This window comes from Pseudoalteromonas sp. G5_S1_14_S5 (assembly GCF_054968605.1).
In genome coordinates this window covers 32,274-53,596 of sequence record NZ_JBQKUM010000020.1, presented here as the reverse complement: position 1 = coordinate 53,596, position 21,323 = coordinate 32,274, and the positions used below count along the sequence as shown (strand labels likewise).

18 protein-coding genes are annotated in these 21,323 nt (G+C 45.2%); 11 read left to right on the top strand and 7 right to left on the bottom strand.

Annotated elements, in window-relative coordinates; all coding sequences use genetic code 11:
- Positions 1-20 precede the first annotated feature (20 nt).
- The 3 genes from ACTRWI_RS08310 to ACTRWI_RS08300 all read left to right on the top strand — a co-directional run bounded on the left by ACTRWI_RS08310 (position 21) and on the right by ACTRWI_RS08300 (position 3,337).
- Positions 21-1,043 carry an ABC transporter permease gene (locus ACTRWI_RS08310; RefSeq protein WP_499130463.1) on the top strand — a complete coding sequence of 341 codons (1,023 nt, stop codon included), beginning with the start codon at positions 21-23 and terminating at the stop codon, positions 1,041-1,043.
- A 9-nt stretch (positions 1,044-1,052) separates the two neighbouring features.
- Entirely contained in the window at positions 1,053-2,672 is a 1,620-nt protein-coding gene (gene yejF, locus ACTRWI_RS08305; RefSeq protein ID WP_499130461.1) for a microcin C ABC transporter ATP-binding protein YejF, read from the top strand.
- Between the two features lie 125 nt (positions 2,673-2,797).
- On the top strand, positions 2,798-3,337 hold the full coding sequence (locus ACTRWI_RS08300) for an RNA-binding S4 domain-containing protein (protein WP_499130460.1): 540 nt from the start codon (positions 2,798-2,800) through the stop codon (positions 3,335-3,337).
- Positions 3,338-3,734: 397 nt separating this feature from the next.
- Here the strand turns inward: ACTRWI_RS08300 and ACTRWI_RS08295 are convergent, their stop codons facing one another.
- On the bottom strand, positions 3,735-4,619 hold the full coding sequence (locus ACTRWI_RS08295; RefSeq protein ID WP_499130459.1) for a LysR family transcriptional regulator: 885 nt from the start codon (positions 4,617-4,619) through the stop codon (positions 3,735-3,737).
- A gap of 157 nt (positions 4,620-4,776) precedes the next feature.
- Here ACTRWI_RS08295 and ACTRWI_RS08290 point away from each other — a divergent pair, with 157 nt between their 5' ends.
- The 7 genes from ACTRWI_RS08290 to ACTRWI_RS08260 all read left to right on the top strand — a co-directional run bounded on the left by ACTRWI_RS08290 (position 4,777) and on the right by ACTRWI_RS08260 (position 14,272).
- On the top strand, positions 4,777-5,175 hold the full coding sequence (locus ACTRWI_RS08290) for a RidA family protein (RefSeq protein WP_499130457.1): 399 nt from the start codon (positions 4,777-4,779) through the stop codon (positions 5,173-5,175).
- Positions 5,176-5,361: 186 nt separating this feature from the next.
- Positions 5,362-6,822, top strand: coding sequence for an aldehyde dehydrogenase family protein (locus tag ACTRWI_RS08285; protein WP_499130456.1), 1,461 nt, complete (start codon positions 5,362-5,364; stop codon positions 6,820-6,822).
- A 201-nt stretch (positions 6,823-7,023) separates the two neighbouring features.
- Entirely contained in the window at positions 7,024-8,019 is a 996-nt protein-coding gene (locus tag ACTRWI_RS08280) for a membrane dipeptidase (protein WP_499130455.1), read from the top strand.
- A 232-nt stretch (positions 8,020-8,251) separates the two neighbouring features.
- The gene (locus tag ACTRWI_RS08275) at positions 8,252-9,859 is read left to right on the top strand and encodes a BCCT family transporter (protein WP_499130453.1); all 1,608 of its coding nucleotides are present in this window, start codon (positions 8,252-8,254) and stop codon (positions 9,857-9,859) included.
- 330 nt (positions 9,860-10,189) lie between these two features.
- Positions 10,190-11,929: a hypothetical protein gene (locus ACTRWI_RS08270; protein ID WP_499130452.1), complete on the top strand. Its 1,740-nt coding sequence runs from the start codon at positions 10,190-10,192 to the stop codon at positions 11,927-11,929.
- A complete protein-coding gene (locus tag ACTRWI_RS08265; RefSeq protein WP_499130450.1) occupies positions 11,926-12,663 on the top strand; it encodes a DUF3726 domain-containing protein in 738 nt (245 codons plus the stop codon). The genes ACTRWI_RS08270 and ACTRWI_RS08265 overlap by 4 nt, the downstream gene beginning before the upstream one ends.
- Before the next feature lie 316 nt (positions 12,664-12,979).
- On the top strand, positions 12,980-14,272 hold the full coding sequence (locus ACTRWI_RS08260; protein ID WP_499130448.1) for an alpha/beta fold hydrolase: 1,293 nt from the start codon (positions 12,980-12,982) through the stop codon (positions 14,270-14,272).
- 139 nt (positions 14,273-14,411) lie between these two features.
- On the opposite strand, the gene ACTRWI_RS08255 is transcribed toward ACTRWI_RS08260, so the two are convergent.
- The 6 genes from ACTRWI_RS08255 to ACTRWI_RS08230 all read right to left on the bottom strand — a co-directional run bounded on the left by ACTRWI_RS08255 (position 14,412) and on the right by ACTRWI_RS08230 (position 19,922).
- Complete coding sequence (locus tag ACTRWI_RS08255; RefSeq protein WP_499130446.1) at positions 14,412-14,597, bottom strand: hypothetical protein; 186 nt, start codon at positions 14,595-14,597, stop codon at positions 14,412-14,414.
- A 284-nt stretch (positions 14,598-14,881) separates the two neighbouring features.
- Complete coding sequence (locus ACTRWI_RS08250) at positions 14,882-15,109, bottom strand: PAS factor family protein (protein ID WP_499130444.1); 228 nt, start codon at positions 15,107-15,109, stop codon at positions 14,882-14,884.
- Positions 15,110-15,319: 210 nt separating this feature from the next.
- Positions 15,320-17,476 carry a c-type cytochrome gene (locus ACTRWI_RS08245; RefSeq protein WP_499130442.1) on the bottom strand — a complete coding sequence of 719 codons (2,157 nt, stop codon included), beginning with the start codon at positions 17,474-17,476 and terminating at the stop codon, positions 15,320-15,322.
- Entirely contained in the window at positions 17,473-18,084 is a 612-nt protein-coding gene (locus ACTRWI_RS08240) for a cbb3-type cytochrome c oxidase subunit II (RefSeq protein ID WP_499130440.1), read from the bottom strand. Before ACTRWI_RS08240 ends, ACTRWI_RS08245 begins: the two co-directional genes overlap by 4 nt.
- Before the next feature lie 3 nt (positions 18,085-18,087).
- Positions 18,088-19,512, bottom strand: coding sequence for a cytochrome-c oxidase, cbb3-type subunit I (gene ccoN, locus ACTRWI_RS08235; RefSeq protein WP_499130439.1), 1,425 nt, complete (start codon positions 19,510-19,512; stop codon positions 18,088-18,090).
- Positions 19,513-19,535: 23 nt separating this feature from the next.
- Entirely contained in the window at positions 19,536-19,922 is a 387-nt protein-coding gene (locus ACTRWI_RS08230) for a c-type cytochrome (RefSeq protein WP_499130437.1), read from the bottom strand.
- Between the two features lie 791 nt (positions 19,923-20,713).
- Here ACTRWI_RS08230 and ACTRWI_RS08225 point away from each other — a divergent pair.
- Complete coding sequence (locus ACTRWI_RS08225; RefSeq protein WP_499130435.1) at positions 20,714-21,193, top strand: hypothetical protein; 480 nt, start codon at positions 20,714-20,716, stop codon at positions 21,191-21,193.
- The last annotated feature ends 130 nt before the right edge of the window (positions 21,194-21,323 follow it).

Below are 21,323 nucleotides of genomic sequence, written 5' to 3'. Positions count from 1 at the left end.
AACAAAGGTATTGATTAAAAATGTTTAGCAACCCTTTAGCTGAAGCTCGTTGGTTACGTTTTAAAGCAAACAAGCGTGGTTTTATCTCTTTGTGGATATTCACCTTGTTGTTTGGCTTGAGCCTGTTTGCAGAGATCATCGCGAACGATAAGCCATTATTGGTTTCTTATGACAATCAATGGTTTGTGCCTGTCATTAATGAATACGCAGAAACAGAATTCGGTGGGGAGTTTGAAACCGAGGCTGACTATAAAGACCCGTATGTCATCGACCTCATTGAAGAGAGTGGCTATATCGTTTGGCCTATCATTCCTTTCAGTTACGACACTATAAACTTTGACATCGCAGGCGCGGTGCCATCGGAGCCTGACTCGGTGAACTGGTTAGGTACGGATGATAAAGGGCGAGATGTGTTGGCGAGGATTATTTATGGCTTTCGTATCTCAGTGCTCTTTGGTTTTGTTCTGACGATCGTCTCGAGTATCATAGGCGTGATCGTTGGGGTTACACAAGGTTACTACGGCGGTTGGGTTGACCTGTTTGGGCAACGTTTCATCGAGGTGTGGTCCGGAATGCCGACCTTGTTCTTACTGATTATCTTATCTAGTTTTATTGAACCGAATTTCTGGTGGTTGCTAGGTATTATGGTGCTGTTCAGTTGGATGAGTCTGGTGGGGATTGTTCGCGCCGAGTTCTTACGTTGTCGTAACTTCGACTATGTACGTGCGGCACAAGCGATGGGCGTGGATGACAAGCGCATTATGCTTCGTCACATGTTGCCAAACGCTATGGTTGCGTCGCTAACCATGATGCCGTTTATCCTTTCTGGTTCGGTGACCACATTAACGTCGTTAGATTTCTTGGGCTTTGGTCTTCCTGCGGGTTCGCCTTCATTAGGTGAGCTTCTGGCGCAAGGTAAAGCCAACTTACAAGCGCCTTGGCTTGGCATTTCTGCATTCGTTGTACTTTCTTTGATGCTTACGTTACTTGTCTTCGTCGGTGAAGCGGTACGTGATGCCTTCGACCCACACCAACAGAAGTAAGGATAGGTTATGACTTCAAATACAGCTCCTGCTTCTCCAGTGCTAACCATAGATAAACTGTCTGTCGGTTTTGGAAGAAAGAAAGCGATAGAGCAGGTAACACACGATGTTTCGCTCGAAATATACAAAGGTGAAACACTGGCGCTGGTGGGCGAGAGTGGCTCGGGTAAATCGGTGACGGCTAACTCTATCTTAAAGCTACTGCCTAAAGGCTCGTCGCATTACTTGAACGGGACGATTAACTTCTCTGGTAGTGACATTTTGAGTTGTTCTGAGAGGCAACTGCGCGTCATTCGTGGTGGTCGTATTGGGATGATCTTCCAAGAACCGATGGTGTCATTGAATCCGCTTCATCGAATAGGCAAGCAGTTGGTTGAAACCCTCGCGATACATCGTGGTATGCGCACTAACAAAGCACAAGCCTTGGCGATAGAGTGGTTATCTAAAGTTGGCATCCGTCATCCAGAGCAAAAAATTTCAGCTTATCCGCATGAGTTATCTGGCGGTGAGCGTCAGCGCGTAATGATCGCGATGGCACTGATTAACGAGCCTGAACTGCTTATTGCTGACGAGCCAACGACTGCGTTGGATGTGTCGGTACAAGCCCAGATCCTCGATTTGTTGAAAGATCTGCAACAAGAGCTTGGCATGGCGATGCTGTTTATCACTCATGACTTGAGTATCGTTCGTAAGATTGCCGATAGAGTTGCGGTGATGAAGGATGGTCGCCTTGTGGAAAGCAACGACTGCCAAACACTGTTTAATGCGCCAGCTCACCCTTACACGCAAAAGCTCATCAATTCTGACCCTAAAGGTTTGCCTGTCCCTGTGTCACCCGACAGCAAACCACTACTCGACGTAAATCAACTCCGTGTTTGGTTCCCAATTACGGGTGGCTTATTTAAGCGTACCATTTCGCATATAAAAGCCGTCACTGATATGGAGTTCACCCTTAAGAAAGGGCATTCCATTGGCTTGGTGGGTGAGAGTGGCTCTGGTAAGTCGACTACAGGTATGGCGATATTAAAGCTGGTGGAGAGTGAAGGTTCGATCACTTATGAAAACGAGCAGCTTCAAGGGCTAAACCGCCAGCAAATGCTGCCATTTCGAAGCCGTATGCAAGTTGTTTTTCAAGACCCATTCTCAGCGTTGAACCCAAGAATGTCGGTGGCACAAGTGATTGGTGAAGGCTTACGCGTTCATCAGCAGCTTGATGAGAGCGAACTGGACCAGCGTATCTGTGATGTGATGAAGGAGGTTGATCTTGATCCTGAAACTCGTCACCGTTATCCAAATGAATTTTCGGGCGGTCAAAGGCAGCGTATTGCGATTGCAAGAGCACTGATTCTCAAGCCAGAGTTTATCCTACTCGATGAGCCGACCTCTTCATTAGACAGAACGGTACAAGCGCAAGTACTGGATCTACTCAAGTCACTCCAAGAAAAATATGACCTGACTTACTTGTTCATAAGCCACGATCTGAACGTCGTGAAATCCCTATGTCATTACACCATCGTGATGAAAGCGGGGGAAGTGATAGAGAAGGGCGACACCGAGACGCTGTTTAGCGCTCCTCAACACGAATACACCAAGCAGTTGGTGAGCCTCTCGAACGTGGGTGGCGTGTAAGTCGCCAATAGAGGCACTATTTTTATAACAGGGGCGATCATGTTGAATTCAACATGGTCATTTAGTGGTTTTACTATTACACTGCGCCCAATATTTCAGAAGTACATATTTAGGTAGAGGTCACCATGGACCAAGAACATTACGAAGACGCTGACTACGAAGGTTACGAGCACGGCGAAGAAGGCGAAGAGATTGAAATCGAGGCGATTGGTGTCGATGTTTCATCTCAGCCGATTGAGCTTTATAAGGTGTTTAAGATCGCGAACCTAGTGAGTGGCGGTGGCGAAGCTAAGCATGTCATCTCTGAAGGTTACGTTGCGGTAAATGGTGAGCTGGAAACACGTAAGCGTCGTAAAATGTACGATGGTGACTTCTTTGAATTCAACCAAGAGTACTATGTAGTGTGCTGTGATCAGCCAGTACAAGAAGTAGAAGATAAACCAAAGACAAAAGAAGCGGCTAAGAAAGACAACAAGGCGAAGAAAGGCCAGTCTAAAAAGGATTCTAAGAAGAAAGAATCTAAGAAAAGCACCGCTGAAATGTTGAGTGCTAAAGCAGAACCCAAGAAAGAGAAAAAGAAAGAAAACAAAGCGAAAAAGAAAGCGGACACGCCAAAGCCTCAACGAGATGAGAAAAGCGGCCGTAATTCGATTGAGTTCTTCTAATTTACCGTTCTAAATTGCTGCTTAACTATTGGTCTAAAACGACTCTTCTATAGCTTATTAGCAGCGCTGAATGTGTCTTTAGCGTTCGCCAGATAGTAAAAGGCTCACTGTGATAGTGAGCCTTCTGGGGTTTGAAATTCAGCCTTTGGCTTGAATTTCGCTCTGCTTCGCCACAAACACTACAAACCTATCCCAAGTGAATTCTCACTATCTCCATTCCATATCAATCCGACTGGCCAAATGGCGTGTTCGTCTTGCAATGCAATGAATTCAACTTCGGTGTTACTTATCTGCTGTGCGCTGCTCAGTATTATGGTGAAGCCGATATTGGCTGAGATTAACGCAAGCAATGTAAGAATAACATGGCAGTGATGCACTGCCATTTGTTAAATCTTGCTTATGGAGCTTCATAGCTCAGATATTGAATACACAAATCATGAAAAGCTTGCGCTTGGGGTGAGATAGTACGGTCAGACAGTCGGAATATTCCAATTTGACGCTGTAACGGCGGGTCGCTCAAAGGAATCCACACTAAACGTGTTTCATTGGTTGGGAAAGCAAGCTTAGGCAGTGTCGTTACCCCAATGCCTAATTCCAAAACAGAAAATAGAGAAGTGATGTTTTCTACCGAATACAGGGCTTGTTCACTGAGCATACGTGCAGGTGTTGGATCGAGTAGGGTGCAAGTCCCGTTGCGAATGAACGGCTGTTTTAACAAAGTTTGCCATTCTATGCCTTCGGATTGAGCGACAATAGGGTTGTCCTTTAAGCAGACCACACCGATAGGATCCGAAAGAAGCGGGGTGAAGTCGATACTCTCTTCATCTAAATGGGAAGTATTGCCAAGGGCGACATCTACTTCTCCAGAAAGTAATCTTGCTTCTACACCTGCCGCATTATCATCAATCAGGCTCACCTCAACATTTGGGTACTGTTCACAAAAGGCCCCTAACACGCTAGGGATCAATTTGGCTGCCACCGAAGGCACGCACGCTATTCGAACCCTTCCTTGTTGCCCAGCCGCCGCTGCACGTAAGTCATTGTCTAAAGCCTTGTAAACATTCAAGAATTGGATGATTTTTGGTAGGCATATTTCACCGAAAGGTGTCAGCGTAGATTTATTGCCTGTTTCAAACAGTGGCTGACCGAGTATTTTCTCAAGCTCTTTTATCGAAGTAGACAGTGCCGCCTGAGAGCGATTGGCTCGGTGAGAAGCAGCTCGAAATCCACCTTCTTCGACGACTAAAACAAAATGTTTTAACTGCTGTAGCTTAATACTCATGACTTAAATCCCTCTCTAACCCTTGCTATATCTTACTTTTTGCAAGGTGATAGATTTTATTTATCAAATGCACAAAATTTACCGTTAGATCTATCAGACGTCAAGGTGCAGTATTTAACCATCTTGAAACATAGTTGTTACAAAGTTGGATGGAATCGTGAACGCACAAACTAAAAAACACCCAGTAAAAACCGCTCTTTTTGCTTCAAAAGCACCACTAGAGTGGGCAATCGTTAATAACGGCACTCTATACACGGCTCAGATTCCAATTGATGAAACGGGCGCAGTAGTAGAAGGCGGTATTGAAGCGCAAACGCGTCAGACTTTAAACAACCTTGTTCATACCTTGGAGTGTGCAGGCGAATCGATGGATTCTGTGCTGCAGGTTCTTATCTACGTGACCGACCGTGAGTACCTGAAAACGGTAAACAGCGTATACGGAGAATACTTCAACGCACCTTATCCAAACCGTGCAGCAGTCGTTGTTGCAGGGCTAGCTAGAGAAGAGATGTTGGTTGAGTTCGTGGTTTATGCATCGGCGTCTCAACCTGAATAAATAGACTGTGAACTGAGACAATTTGCCAATCAAAGCTGTTTGTCTATGCAGATCTTTATTGATACAAGCGAATGGCTTTACGACTAGATACAAAATTAATACTTATTTCTATATAAATTAACAGTTTATTAATTAATCCGATGGTTGCCAGACTCAACCGCAACCTAACGTTACAAGGACAGAATGATGACTCACTTACAGAATGTTCAAGCAGAAACCTCACTATATATCGGCGGCGAATGGCAAGCGGGTGTAAGCACCGTTGCGAACATTAACCCATCAGACATTTCTGAAAACATTGGCAACTTTGCACAAGCAAGTGCAGAGCAAGTTCAACAAGCGATTTCAGCGGCAAAATACGCTCAACCAGAATGGGAAAAAACACCGATTGAACGCAAGCAAGCCGTGCTTCAAGCCATTGGTGTTGAGCTGATTGCCCGTTGTGATGAGTTGGGGACTTTGCTTTCTCGTGAAGAAGGTAAGCCTTTTGCTGAAGGTCGTGGTGAGATTTACCGCGCAGGTCAGTTCTTCCAATACTTTGCGGCTGAAGTGCTTCGCCAAATTGGTGACAACGCAGACTCAGTTCGCCCTGGCGTTTCTGTTGAAGTGACTCGTGAAGCCGTTGGGGTTATCGGCATTATCTCTCCTTGGAACTTCCCGACAGCAACAGCAGCTTGGAAAATTGCTCCAGCGCTTGCTTTTGGGAACAGCGTTATCTGGAAGCCAGCAAACCTAACACCAGCAAGTGCCGTTGCGCTTACTGAGATCATCCACCGCCAAGGTATCCCAGCAGGTACGTTCAACCTTGTTCTTGGTAGCGGTTCAACGGTTGGTGATGCACTGATCAACTCTAAAGAAGTGAACGGTGTCAGCTTTACCGGTTCTGTTGATACGGGTCGAAAAGTAGCAGCAGCTACCGCGCCAAACTTCGTTCGTTGCCAATTGGAAATGGGCAGTAAGAACGCGCTGGTTATTGCTGATGATGCAGACATTCATACCGCAGTTGAAGCGACCATTGCCGGCTCTTTCTCTGGTGCAGGTCAAAAATGTACCGCGTCTTCTCGCCTTGTGGTTATGGATAGCATTCACGACCAGTACGTTGAAGCTCTGATTAAACGTATGAGCGAACTGAAAGTGGGGCACGCATTAGAAGAGGGCGTGTTCATGGGCCCAGTTGTCGATGGCAACCAGCTTGAAGCGAACCTTGGTTGGGTTGAGAAAGCACGTCAAAGCGGCGGTGAGCTGGCATTTGGTGGTGAACGCTTGAGCATGCAACACGAAGGTTTCTATATGTCTCCAACGTTGTTCTTGAACACTAAGAACGGTTGGGAAGTGAACCAAGAGGAAGTGTTCGCACCAATGGCAAGCGTGATTCGAGTGGCTGACTTGGACGAAGCGATTGCAACAACTAACGATACTCGCTTTGGCCTAACTGGCGGCATCATCACTCAAAGCCTACGTACGAGCGCACTGTTCAAGCAACAAGCGCAAACTGGTTGTGTGATGGTTAACCTACCAACCGCTGGTACCGACTACCACGTACCGTTTGGCGGTCGTAAAGAGTCTAGCTTTGGTCCTCGTGAGCAAGGTCAATACGCAAAAGAGTTCTACACAGTAGTGAAGACGACTTACCAACGTCCTTACTAATCTGTTCTCTATATAAAAATTGGATAGCTGAAGGCATTTAGTCCCTAGCTATCCAATTGGCCTGATTCTCATAGTCAGGTCAACATTCAAACCTAATCATAAATAACAGTAGATAAGTGATTTAACTCATTTTTGAAAACATGTTACTTGAGCGTGTTTTCAAAACCGAGCTAGAACACTGAGCTTTCAATAGGAGTGGTTATGTACCAGCAACGGATTGTTATAGATGGATTGCAATACTGCAATTGGAACAGAGAGTATTTCCAAACACTAAAGGCGAGCGGCATTACAGCAGTTCACGCTACCGCGGTTTACCACGAGACGGCTCGTGAAACCTTATCTCGCTTTGCAGAGTGGAACTTAAGATTCGAGCAAAACGCAGACCTTATCATGCCGATTCACTCAATGGCTGATGTTGAGACTGCAAAAGCGACCGGCAAAGTCGGTATTTTCCTAGGCGCTCAAAACTGTTCTCCAATCGACGATGAGATTGGTCTTATTGAAGTGATGCGTAAGCAGGGTCTTTTGATCATGCAGCTGACGTACAACAACCAAAGTTTACTGGCGACAGGTTGTTACGAGAAGAACGACACTGGTATCACACGTTTCGGTAAACAAGCTATCGAGGAGATGAACCGAGTGGGCATGATCATCGATATGTCTCACAGTGCAGAACGCTCAACACTTGAAGCGATTGACTTGTCTTCTCGTCCTATTTGTATCAGCCACGCAAACCCAACATTTGCTCATGATGCACTGCGTAACAAATCAAACGATGTGATTAAAGCACTCACCGCACGTGGTGGCTTAATCGGATTCAGTTTATACCCATTCCACCTACCTAATGGTAGCCAATGTACCTTGGAAGACTTCTGCCAGATGGTTGCAACTACCGCTGACATGGTCGGCGTAGAACACCTGGGTATTGGTAGTGACCTGTGTTTAAACCAACCTCAAGCCGTTCTTGAATGGATGAGAAATGGTCGTTGGTCTAAAGCGATGGACTACGGTGAAGGCTCTGCGAGTAATTCTGGTTGGCCTGATGCCCTACCTTGGTTCTGTGGTAGTTCAGGTATGGAAAACTTATATAACGGATTGATGCGTCATGGCTTTAGCGAGTCTGACGCTGGGCAAGTCTTAGGAGAAAACTGGTTTAACTTTTTGAAAGATGGCTTAGAGCCTCAAAGCCAAAGTTAAGCTGCGCTTCTTACTAATAAGCATCTAACGAGCAGTCTGCTAAACACGTTCAATTAGCGAGAACTGCTTCAACTAACTTCACTATTTAAAAGGAACAACGGTCTATTTCGCAACGCGGTAACCCAAACATGGATTAGCCTGCCCGACACAAAAAATAATAGGGTAGGTGTTAAATACACCCTTGTAGTCATCATTTTTATGACAGCTGCAAAGAAACCTCTGGAGTCAGAGTATGTCTGATTTAACCAATAGCGTGGAATCTCCAAGCGTAAATGCGGGTCAAGCACACACAACAAGTAATGCAAAGAGCAACACAAACCAGTCTGAATCTACGTCAGACAAATTAGGGTTATCCAACCCAGCACTTTGGTACAGCGGCGGCTTTATCGCTCTGTTCGTGACACTTGCTTTATTTGACGGCGAGCTATTATCAAGCCTGGTAAACACGGGCTTTGCGTGGTCGGTAAAAGTATTTGGTCCTTACTGGCAAATGCTTCTTCTTCTGACCTTTATTATTGGTCTTGGCCTAGCGGCAGGGCGAACAGGTAAGGTTATCCTTGGCGGCATCGCGAAACCTGAAATGGGCGGTTTCCGTTGGATGGCGATCATCTTCTGTACGTTACTTGCGGGTGGCGGCGTATTTTGGGCTGCAGCAGAGCCGATTGCTCACTACGTTAGTCCACCACCATTGTACGGTGCACAAGAGAACGCACAGCAAGGTGCTGTGAACGCTTTATCACAATCTTTCATGCACTGGGGTTTCCTAGCATGGGCAATCGTAGGTAGCTTAACGTCTATTGTGGTTATGCACCTTCACTATGACAAGAGCTTGCCGCTTAAACCTCGTATTTTGCTTTACCCGGTATTGGGCGAGCGTGCACTTAAAGGTCACACAGGTGCTCTGATTGATGCATGTTGTATTGTCGCTGTAGCGGCGGGCACCATTGGTCCTATCGGGTTCTTGGGCTTGCAGGTGAGCTATGCACTGAATGCATTGTTCGAGATTCCAGATGGCTTCACGACGCAGCTGATCATCATCTTGTTCGCTATCGTTCTATACACAATGTCGGCACTTAGCGGTCTAAACCGCGGAATGCAAATGCTAAGCCGTTACAACGTGATTTTGGCAATGGCATTGATGGTCTACATCCTGATCTTCGGTCCTACAAACTTTATCTTTAACAGCTACATTCAAGGTGTAGGTAGCATGATCGATAACTTCATCCCAATGGCGACATACCGTGGTGACGAAGGTTGGTTGAGCTGGTGGACCGTGTTCTTCTGGGGTTGGTTCTTAGGTTATGGCCCAATGATGGCAATCTTCATCGCACGTATCTCACGCGGTCGGAGTATTCGTCAACTGGTTTCAACCATAAGCTTAGTTGCACCGTTTGTTACTTGTTTCTGGTTCACGATTGTTGGTGGCTCTGGTCTTGCGTTTGAAATCGCAGATCCAGGCAGCGTAAGTAAAGCGTTTGAAGGCTTTAATTTACCAGGAGTTCTACTAGCGGTAACTCAGCAACTACCAATGCCGATGCTTATCTCTATCTTGTTCCTGATCTTAACCACGATTTTCATCGTAACGACGGGCGACTCAATGACTTACACCATCAGTGTTGTGATCAGTGGTGAGACAGAACCGAATGCAATCATCCGTACTTTCTGGGGCGTGATGATGGGCATAACTGCATTGATTCTGATTTCTCTAGGCTCTGGTGGTATTTCAGCACTGCAATCTTTCATCGTGATTACAGCGGTTCCGGTGTCTTTGATCTTACTGCCATCGCTTTGGAATGCGCCTCAAATCGCAATCAAGATGGCGAAAGAGCAGGGTTTGTAGAAGAGCAGAGTCTTTGAAGCTGCTGAGAAAAGCTCTCTAAAAATTCAAGAGAAACAAGGTATCAGCCTTTGAAATTAGGCTGATACCAGATTCCGAAAGGAAGAGAAACCACGTACTGGTGAAGATACATCGGACGGCAAACTATTTAGGTCAAGAGATCTAGTCAGGACAAATAATAAGGGGGTGAGTTCGCTTGCCTCGATAACATCAATAACGATTAAAAACGTGAAAGCTAACCAACATACTGTCGCTTGAAATGCTTCAAAAGACAGCAACGATCGGTTCTGAATGGCTAGCAAAACCCTTATAACTACAAAGGTGGTGAGCAAAATGGATGCACATCGTTCTATTTACACTGAATCAGCACTACGTGACGCAACGGTCGTCATGGCACCGGAAAGACTAGGTGCTATGCACCAAACACGCATCAGCTTCGTAAGAACTTTGATTCGTAAAATGGCGCAACAACAATGGAAAGTGACCAAGCATGAGTGGCAATTAGACTCTCAAGGGTATGGTCATGCTATCTATAAGCTACAGACGTCAAACCATGTTTATCATTTGGTTGTGTTCTGCGATGAGATTGCAGACGACGAGCGAAATGACCGTGTAATTGCTGAAAAGTGGGACGTAACATTTGCTCTGGTTCTTGGTGATGTGGATGTCGCTCTACTTGAGAGACTTCGTGCGAATGTACCGCTACAAGAAGCAGGCCGTAACCCTAACAATGTGCTTGTTTTAGCGCGTGCTAACAAAAGCGTACGTGTGTTTGAACACATAGTGAGTCACTTGGCTAAAGGGGCTCAACCAACGCCAAAAGAGTTAGCGGAAGTGGGCTACATCCTGAGAACGACTGCGGTTTATGGCAATGGTAAGTTCGGTATTGCTGACTTCAAGATTTTAGAGACCAATCCAGATTTCAATCAGTCGTTTAGCGCTCAAATGTGTGCGGTATACATGCTGCGTGAATTCAGCCTAGATTGGGTTCATTACCTAGCAGAGCAACAAGGTGGTGAACAAGCAATTACCTTGCATAGAGGTTTACAACGCTATCTAGGTGTGGGAAATGCTACTGGTTTAGGCATGGCGCCATATTTGATTAACCACCCAAGTATTGTCGACCAATGGATGACAACCCGTGAACATGCACTATCTGACGTGTTGGCTAATCACACGGATACGACGTTCATCGAGCCACTACGTACATTAGTTAAAAAAGCGATTTGTCATTTAGAACAAGTCGTTACTATCAATGAAAATCAGCAAGGGATTAACAAAGCTGCTGTCACTGAGTTGAAAAATGCAGAACAAACGTTAGATGTTTTAGTCAACCGATGTGAAACATGGGGTGAATTTGTCGAGCAATCTAAGCACATGAGTATGGAAGCCCAAGAAATCCTTATCTCATGCTTGATGGAGTTGTACCCGGATTTAGTGGACGCCCATCAGGAGCAGATGAACTGTAGCGAGACACTGTCACTTCCTAGTGGTAAGAAAATACAAGATCTGTTGGTGATCTTAGAAGAGAAGTACCGCTGGGCAATCACAACCGACTTTACTAAAGCAGAAAACAACTACTGGTTCTGGTATCGCTCTCAAGATAAAGAAGAGCCAAGGCTCGGTGTTCGAGGTGAAGAACTGGGTGAAGAGCGTGAGTTACCGTTGGATATCGGTCGTCAAGCTTATCGCTTGTACCATGCTTTACTGCAGTTTCCCCCAGAGCTCTCATTAGCTGAGTTCTTGGTAAAACAGCCGCAGCATCGTGCTATAGCGCGCCGCGTATGGACGCTTGGCAACAAAGCGATGGGCGACATTCAAATGAATGTGCTTCATAAAGAGTCGCTGCCGATGCATTTGTTACGTTGCAAGTTAGCGATGTTTGGTGCAACTAAGTTTGATCCGCGCTCAGATCGTTGGGTTCGCGTGACCTTCTTCCAAGGGGCGCCGTTGCTTGACGAAATTCATCAGGACGAGTGGGTATTCCCACTGTTGCCGAGTGAAGCGGAGCTTGCTGGCTCACACAACGTTCCTACACATATCAATGCTCAACATGGAGATAAATCGCTATGATCGTTTCTCACAATGAATTGGTCGCGGCCGTCAACAAAGCCTTTTTAGGGATGCGCCGTACATGTGGTGAAGCCGATGTGATAGCCAACATGGTGGCTGATTTGCAAATGGTAGGCTTGGATGGTGTGCGTCATTTTAATAATGCGAGCAACTTTATCGGCCTAGAGGACGACTGTCCAGTTGATATTCAATTGACAAGCGATAACACGGTCGAAGTTGACTTACATAAGGCAAGCTTGGCGTGTCACCTTCCTGTCGTGATGGATTACGCGATTGAAAAAATGGTCGGTAACAAATCGCTTAAGATTGAGCTAAACAACTGCCACAACCGCTGGTTAGCTTACAGTGAGCTTGTAAAACTAGCAGCGAAAGGTATTGCGTGCACTGCACGTTGGGACAATGGCTCAAACCCTAAGAGCACCTTGTATGTGCTTAACCGTGGTTGCGTTGCTCCAGAGCTGTTTTTATCAGATTTGCCTCTGACATCGGACGAATATATCCATAATATGACCATCGAACTTTCCCTCCAGGATTTCGATATCGAACGCTTGTCAGATGGCTACCAAACGCATGTCACGTCCGAGTCGCTATTTAAGACACAAGAAGAGGCGTGGCGTGATGGCATTGAGGTCAACGACGCAGAGTGGGCGACATTAAAAGAAACCGCCACAGCGATTCTCGTTGAAAATAGCCAGCGTTCAATTCAAGGGGCAGGAGAGCTAGTAGCCTCATAGCGGATTGAATTTAGCGCAACATAAACATCAGATAACACCAAAAGAGCTTAACGTATCCTCACCTCGTTAAGCTCTTTTTATTTTTCTGCTTCTTTATTTACTCATCCCTTGATAAAGCCTCAAAAACACGCTGTTTTGACACAGGTTGTAACGATATGAACACTCCTTGAGCGATCAACTGAAGCACATTCACATTCATGATAAACAAACGGTTTTATTTACGGCCTACTATGCGTATCTTGCTACCTATGTGTGCCATAGGGCGACACTTTTATTCGTACCGATGACATTAGAATCAGATAAAAAGGAATGAAGCGTGCAAGCTAAGTTTATAGATGGAACCACCCTGTATCGTCAGCACTATTTTGAACTACCGCTCGATTACCAAGCGAAAGATGGACAGCAGATTCAAGTCTTTGCTCGTGAAGTGGTCGATCTAGTAAAAGACAGCCAAGAGCTGCCGTGGCTTATTTACTTTCAGGGTGGCCCAGGCTTTCCTTCACCACGTGTGAATGGAGAATCCGGTTGGATGAAACGTGCGTTACAAAACTACCGCGTTCTGCTTCTCGATCAGCGCGGCACCGGCAATAGCACGGTAATCAGCCATGAAACCTTGGCGCATCTTTCTCCAGAACAACAAGCTGAATATCTAACGCATTTTAGAGCTGACAACATTGTTCGTGATGCCGAAGCGATTCGTGAGCAATTTGGTGTGCAGCAGTGGTCGACAATTGGCCAGAGTTTTGGTGGTTTCTGTACACTGAGCTACCTATCGTTGTTCCCACAAAGCTTACAGCGCTGCTATGTGACGGGTGGTATTCCGTCGATTGAACGTGAAGCTGACGATGTCTACCGCGCGACCTATAAGCGTGTTGAAGATAAAAACAGAGCCTTCTTTGCCCAATTCCCACAAGCACAAGCCATGTGCCGTGAGATCTCTGATTACCTGCTTAACAATGAGGTGAAGTTACCAAATGGTCAGGTATTTACTGTTGAACAATTCCAATTGATTGGTATTAACCTTGGTGCTGGCGCAGCAAACCTTCCTATGTACTTCACATTAGAGAGTGCGTTTGTTGAAGCAAATGGTAAAAAGCAGCTGAGCTACAGCTTCTTAAATCAAATGCAACAAGAGCAGGGTTACTTAACCAACCCAATCTATGCGATTTTGCATGAATCGATCTATTGCCAAGGGACTGCATCAAATTGGTCGGCTCACCGAGTTCGCGAGCAGTATCCACACTTTAACTATCAATCGGATGGTGAGTTCTGGTTTACTGGCGAGATGGTCTACCCATGGATGTTTGATCAACTAGAAACTTTGAAGCCACTGCGTGAAGCTGCGAATATCTTAGCTGAGAAGTCAGATTGGGGTACTTTGTACAACGCAGAGCTGCTTGGCAAGAATACTGTGCCAATGGCGTGTGCTGTTTATGCCGACGATATGTACGTTGAACTGGATTACAGCCGTGAAACACTGGCGAACATTCCAAACTCAAAAGCGTGGATCACTAATGAATACGAGCACAACGGCTTACGAGCAGACGGTGAAAGAATCGTAGACAAACTGATGACCATGGTTGAAGCATTAGAGAATCTGCCAAAGTAATTTCGCTAGCCTTATCTGAAATAAAGGCGTTAAAAATAAGCGACGTTAGAAAAAAGAAAACGCTGCATCCGTGTAGCGTTTTTGCTAGGTCATCGAACTATTCGATTTAAGGAACTAGGAGGGGTAGCTCAATAAGCCATTAAGGTTGGATGACGATATCTTGATGTTCTGTTGTGGTTAAGCAGGCGCGATTTTGTTCGATTAGTTGAGCCGCGTAAGATGGGGTCACAGCTTGAATCTCGCCTTTCGAGCGAATGGTTAGTGCTTCCCAAGCTTGATCACGATATTTGCCTGTCTGTGTGTATTCAATAAGTACTCTCATCATTCTTCCATCCGCTGTGTGGTTAACGTGCTACTAACATTAGCGCCATTATTGTCGTTACACACCTGTTAAAAATGGAACATAAGATTAACCAAATGAGAATGGTCGCAACTTGAAAATTTCGACAAATTGCACTTATCAACGCTCGAGGTTATTACTCTAAATTGCTATTCGTCCGGATAGAGCGTTGAGAATGGGTAGCAGTGGTAAGTTGTACCTGCGGCAAATTGAAGCATAAAAAACGCTGCATAAGGCAGCGTTTTTTCAAAATTCACTTGGAAGACAGATTAGTTGTCACCTAAGCCAACAATCTTGCGCGCAGACATTACCGCACTGTCTAAATCGGTCAATCTACCAGCACTTGCTGGGCCAAGAACGGATGAATACAAGGCCAACTGCTTCTCAAATGATAGATCTAGATGGTTATATAGATTTTGGCGGATTTGAGCGTGTTGCTGTGGCTTCGCGCTCGATAGACCTTCCAACGTCTCGTAGATGAGTGTAGTTGTATCCATATCAGTCCTTAGTAACTCACTATAAAATTTTGCGTATTATGCACTTGGTGTCATTTTTGTTCTGCGAGATTGATCTCATTATGTGCAAGTCTACTTAATCGTGTAATCAGCTAGTTACAATTGTGTTGTAGTGACAACGGGCACTTGAAACGCAAAATAAAAGGAGACACTAAGGTCTCCTTTTTTAAGATTCGATAAATTGAGCTAATGCTAACGGATGTGGATGGTGTTATCTCTTCGGTCATACATGTCTGGTGTAGTATGTAAGCCGCCAGCGTAACCCGCCGCTTCTAGAGTTTCCCTCACTTCTCGAACATGCTCTGCTGTGACTGGTTCGTCTCTATTACCTAAATGCAATCGGACGAAAGTGATTAGCTCGGAGAGTCTTTGATCCGATAAGACATCTTCAAAGCTCGCCATTGGCATGAAGTTTCTGTCTTTGTCGAGATACGTAGGTTGTAAGCCCCTGACCGTTACCGCAATGGTGTTGAATGGATCGCTGTGCATGATGATACCATTGTTCAACAGAGTAGGAGCGATAGGGTCTCGCCCTTTACCATCATCACCATGACATGCACCACAAGTTTGACGATAAGTCGTGTAGATTTCGGCGGCGTATGACTCTTCATCAAAGCCTTTCGGCTCCAACGGTACCGCGTCACTACTTATGGTGTTGTTGGTATCACCACTAAGTAAGTAGTACGACATTGATTCAATATCTTCGCGCGTCATCAAACTTAGGCTGTTTTTTACTACGTCAGCCATACCAGCGAAAGCCGTGCCTTTGTCTGAGTGACCTGTGTGTAGGAAGTCGGTAAGTGTTTTCTCATCCCAACCATCGATGTACAGCTCGTTTGCAGTGATATCAGGAGCATTCCAACCATCGATTAAGTTACCTTGGAAAATACGCTCTGGTATCAATGCCTGGGCAATATTACGCGGCGTGTGACATTCAGAACAGTGACCGAGCCCTGCAACCCAATATTTACCTTGTTGCCATTTATTGACGTCATCAACCTTATCTCTGAGTTCCTCTGGTACTTGATAGTCGACCGGATCGGTATCCATGAATACGATATTCCAACCAAGCAGGCCTAGGCGAATATTAGACGGGAACATCATGCTGTTGTCGTCATTGCGTCTTGGTACAGCTGTGATGGATTGCATGTACTCCCATAAATCGACCATGTCTTGATCGGTCAGATATTGATACGAGGTGTAAGGCATAGCAGGGTACAAGTATCCATCTTTACCTTTGCCATCAACCAAAGCGGCTCTGAAGTCATCGAAATCATAGGTTCCGATACCTTCGGTAGTGTGAGGCGTTATGTTGGTTGAATAAACTGTGCCGAAAGGAGTGACAAAGGGTAGACCTCCCGCAAAGGGTTCACCACCTTCTGCGCTGTGACAAGCGACACAGTCGCCAGCATGCGCCAAGTACTCCCCGCGCTCAACAGACTCTGCGTTTAAGCTTGCAACCCTTTGTTGTTCAGCATCTCCTGCATGTCGGATGTAGGCGCCTAAAGCCAGTATCTCGTTTTCGGTAAGTTGGTTATCAAACGCTGGCATCAGGTTATTTAAGCCATAGTTGATAGTATGTTGAATCTCTTCAATGCTGCCCCCGTGTAACCATTTATCATCGGATAGATCAGGAATGCCAAGCTCAGGATTGGCAACCGTGCCATCAGCGTGACAAGAAGAACAGTATTGGACGAACAAGTTTTTACCCAATTCGACCTTAACCTCAGGGACATCGGTGTGGCGTTGATTCAAGGACGCTAGGTAGTAAGAGACTTTTGCCACTTCATCCGGGCGCATGATTTCACTCCAACCTGGCATCGCGCCATTTCGCCCTTTGGCAATTGAATGAATAAGGGCCTCGTCACTGCCACCATATAACCATTCTTGGTCGATCAAGTTAGGGAAGTGCTTTTGCCCTTGAGCGTTGTCTCGGTGACAAGCAGCACAATGGGTTTGGAATAAGATCTTACCACTGTTTACGATCTCAGGTACCTCTGCTAACCCAGCTAAAGTGGTTTCACTTGTTTGTGCAAACTGCTCCTCAAGGGTTGTGGTAGGCGAACTGAGTTTATCGTCGCTTTGCTGCCAATTGACTAAGCCTTTCCATTCTCCGACCCCAGGGTATAGCACGAGGTAGCCTGCGGAGAGCGAGAAAGCGACGGCATAACTGACAAACAGTAATTTAGGTGGCGGTGCATCTTTCTCTTCAATACCGTCGAAGGTGCCAACGGTGTGGTCTTCGTCGGCCTTGTGATTACTACGCCAATATTTAATGACAACGGATACCATTAGAACAAAGAATATTACGGTTAAAATTGCCGCCCATAAGTTCCAAAATGTGCTCATTGTGATACCTCCTGTGACGTATCTTTACCTAGGCTTTGCAGGTATCGGATTAAGGCTTCGCCTTTGGTTTTTCCTCTAACTTGTAGTCTTGCATCACCAATTTCTTGGTCGGTATACGGAACACCTAGCGTACGTAATACCTCCATTTTCGCGCTGATTTCATCTCCTGTGAGCGTTTGTTCAAACAGCCAAGGGTATGATGGCATAATAGAAGTAGGCACGACTTGTCGAGGGTTGATTAGGTGTAACACGTGCCATTGGTCAGAGTACTTTCTTGCTAAATTGGTTAGGTCAGGTCCGGTACGTTTAGAACCCCACAAGTTAGGAAATTCATAGATATCGTCTGCTTCTTTGTTTGGACGTCCGTTACGTTTTATTTCTGGATCAAGAGGACGCACCATCTGTGTATGACAGACGTGACAGCCTTCGCTGATGTAAATATCTCGACCGGCTAGCTCAATAGCGGTTAACGGTACAGCGAGGCTGTTTTTAGCAATATCATCACCTCGAACGATGTTTGGGACCACCCAAACTACCAGTGAGAAAGAGGCGACGACTACGGTGGTCAAAATTAGAATGACCAACGAGTGGGTAAAGTCTTTACTCATGATTTATGCCTCCCCATTTGCTGTGCGTTTAACATCAATCTCTGCTGGCATACGCACCGTTTTGTAAAGGTTCAGTGCCATTAAGAACAAGCCAAGAACGAATAGAGTGCCACCAAAGAAGCGCAGGAATAGCCAAGGTGCTTTGAAGTCCATAGCTTGCACAAAGCTATATACGAGTTCGCCGTTGTCATTTTGAGTGAGCCACATAAAGCCTTCACCAACGCCAGCTACCCAAAGCGCGATAGCATAGATAGCCACACCAGCGTGTGCGAGCCAGAAATGCCACTTCAAAAGATTTGGTGACCAGAGGTCGGTTTTTCCCCACAATCGCGGAATAAAGTAGTAGAAGACAGCGATACCAGACATGCCCACCCAGCCGAGCGCGCCAGAGTGTACATGACCAATGATCCATTCGGTGTTGTGTGCAACCATGTTGAACCAACGAATCGCGAGCAGTGGGCCCTCGAATGTCGCTAAGCAGTAGTAGAGAATCGCCGAAAAGAAGAATAGGAGAATGTAGTCCGATTTAAGTTTCTCTTTGTTTTGCAGTAGAGTCATCGCGCTGTTAAACGCACCCGCCCAAGATGGTAACCATAGGATCAGTGACATTACGATACCAATGTTTTGTACCCACACCGGAACGGAAGAGTAGACGAGGTGGTGAGTTCCCGCCCAAGTGTAGAAGCCAACTAAGCCCCAGAAGTGAATCACGGACAATCGGTAAGAATAAATAGGGCGGTCAGCCGCTTTGGGTATAAAATAGTAGTTCATACCGATGACGCCAGCCGTCAGTAAGAACCCTACAGCGTTATGTCCCCACCACCATTGTACAATGGCGTCTTGAGCTCCTGCGAAGACAGAATAGGACTTTATTGCCGAAACGGGCATTGCGAGATTGTTAACGATGAAAATCATCGCGATCACGATAATAAACGCTGCAAAGAACCAGTTTGCAACAAAGATGTGGTCGACTTTTCGTTTGGCTATCGTGCCAAAGAACAACACAGCATAAAGTACCCAAACAAGTACGATAAGTAAATCAATTGGCCATTCTAGTTCTGCGTACTCTTTTGACGTGGTGTAACCAGCAGGCAGAGAGATGAGCGCCAGTAGTAACACGAGCTGCCAGCCCCAGAACACCATCCACGACAAGCTCTTATTGAAGAGCTCACAATGCCCAGTTCGCTGAGCAATGTACAACGATGTCCCCATCAATAGATTGACGACAAACCCGTATATAACGCCAGAGGTGTGTAAGGGACGGAGCCTACCGAATTGAAAGTACTCTGAGTCGAAGTTTAAGATGGGCCAATACAGCTGTGCGGCGAGAATCACACCGATGATCATGCCTAAAATAGCCCAAGTTAGGGAGGCAATAATGAAGTGTTTCACCACCTTAATGCTGTACTGCGTTGTCACTTGTTCCATAACAAGGCTCCTTGCCTAGGATTTTAATTGCTGATTGCGCTAGAGTCGCTCACTGAATTTGATTCGCTACCGAGATTCGAATAGAAATAAGAAATATCTCGGATGTCTTGGTCCGAGAGAATATCAGCTTGTTGTTGCATAAGAACCGCCAGTCCACTGGTTCGTTCTCTTGTTTGGTAATCTTTTAACGATGAGATTAGGTAGCCCATTTTTTGCCCACGAAGGTTTGGGTATGAGTCTTGTGTTGAAATGCCATCATCACCATGGCAAGTCATACACACCTTAGATTTTTGTTTACCTAATTCGAATTGTTCTTGGTTGATTTCAGCTGAAACAGGAAACATGACCAACGTCATTAAGAGGGGAGACAGTGCCGTCATGGGGTTTAACTTTCGATTATTTAAACTCATTATCGATTCCCTTGATTATGAATTGAGTAAGTGACTTAGAGAGCCAAACAATACAGGCTAGCGATATTGATAACGGCTCACAGCAGTTTGTTGGGCTCTCAAAATGACTTACGTTCGATTAAAGGTTATGCAGTGTCACGGAATATCGCTACTAAATGACCAATCTTTCTTGTCAATTTTATCAGTCAGTACGTATTCACACGGGGAAATGGATTACTGAGGGAGTAAAAGAGCTTGTTTTATTTAAAAGGCTCTGTTGATCGTCGAAATACGGTTTGGGCGGGTATGAGTGAATGTTCTAGACAAATCAAGCCATGGTTGGGTGAGTCATACGTACAATTTAAACTAGACTCAACTTAGTGACCCTTTTAAATGGGGTTTTAAATGAGAACTACTCTTCTTACCTTCCTTTACTTGTGCTCATTTCCAATTTTTGCAGCAGCAAATTTAACGGTCTTTGACCATTTAGGACAAAAACACGAGTTAAGCCGAGAGTAGCTCCTGCAGTTACCTCAAACTGAAATCACAACAGCGGTTCCATCGAGTGAAGGAGAGTCTGTATATGGTGGCGTTACTTTGCAGGTCGTTTTTACTTTCTCCATACCTTTAGTTGTTTATATGTCACAAGAAAGGCGAGTCGATGGCACAAATTAATTCTTAACCTTTTAGTAGGAAAATAGCTGTATTCATTGTAAATCTGGACGATATTCATGTTAGCCTCCAGATTTAGATGTTTAATCAACTAATGATGTATCTGGTTTTAAGCAAACACAGAATACAGGAGTTCTATCATGCACAAAAAGTTGTCCATACTAGTTGTCATAACGTTATTATTTATGATATCTGGGTGTGTATCGGATAAATTTTCACAAGAAGTTAAGCTGAACCTTAAGAGCTCAGATTATGAAAGTGCTTTTGCTAGGTTTAAAGTATTTGATGCATCTGAGGGATGCCCTAGTTACAATGATTTACCCGGAGCATCTGCGTATATCGGAAAAGCAAAGGTAAGCATGACTGGTACCACTATGTCCCTTCCAGCTAATAAAAAACTACATATTTTCTATTTTAAGCCCAGTGAGGCCCCCGCGATTTTAGCAAAAGGTGGAGCGAATGAGATCAGACGGCGTAGTGTGCAAATTGTATTAGTCGATGGCGAGGCCGAACTACAATTAATTAAAGATGAAAATGGTGAAATGAAATGGCTAGCGAAAGGTTCAATACAACTTGAACCAGCTACAAACTGCACACAGAAAAAGGATGAAAAGTTGTAATATTGCAAATGTACATCCTTATGCAATACATTCCCCCGTATGAACCAGTTGTGATTTATACCACTATCCAAGCGTGGAAGAGCCCCCTCTCGAGTAATTGATGGTTTGCTAATTTACCAAAATTCTCAGA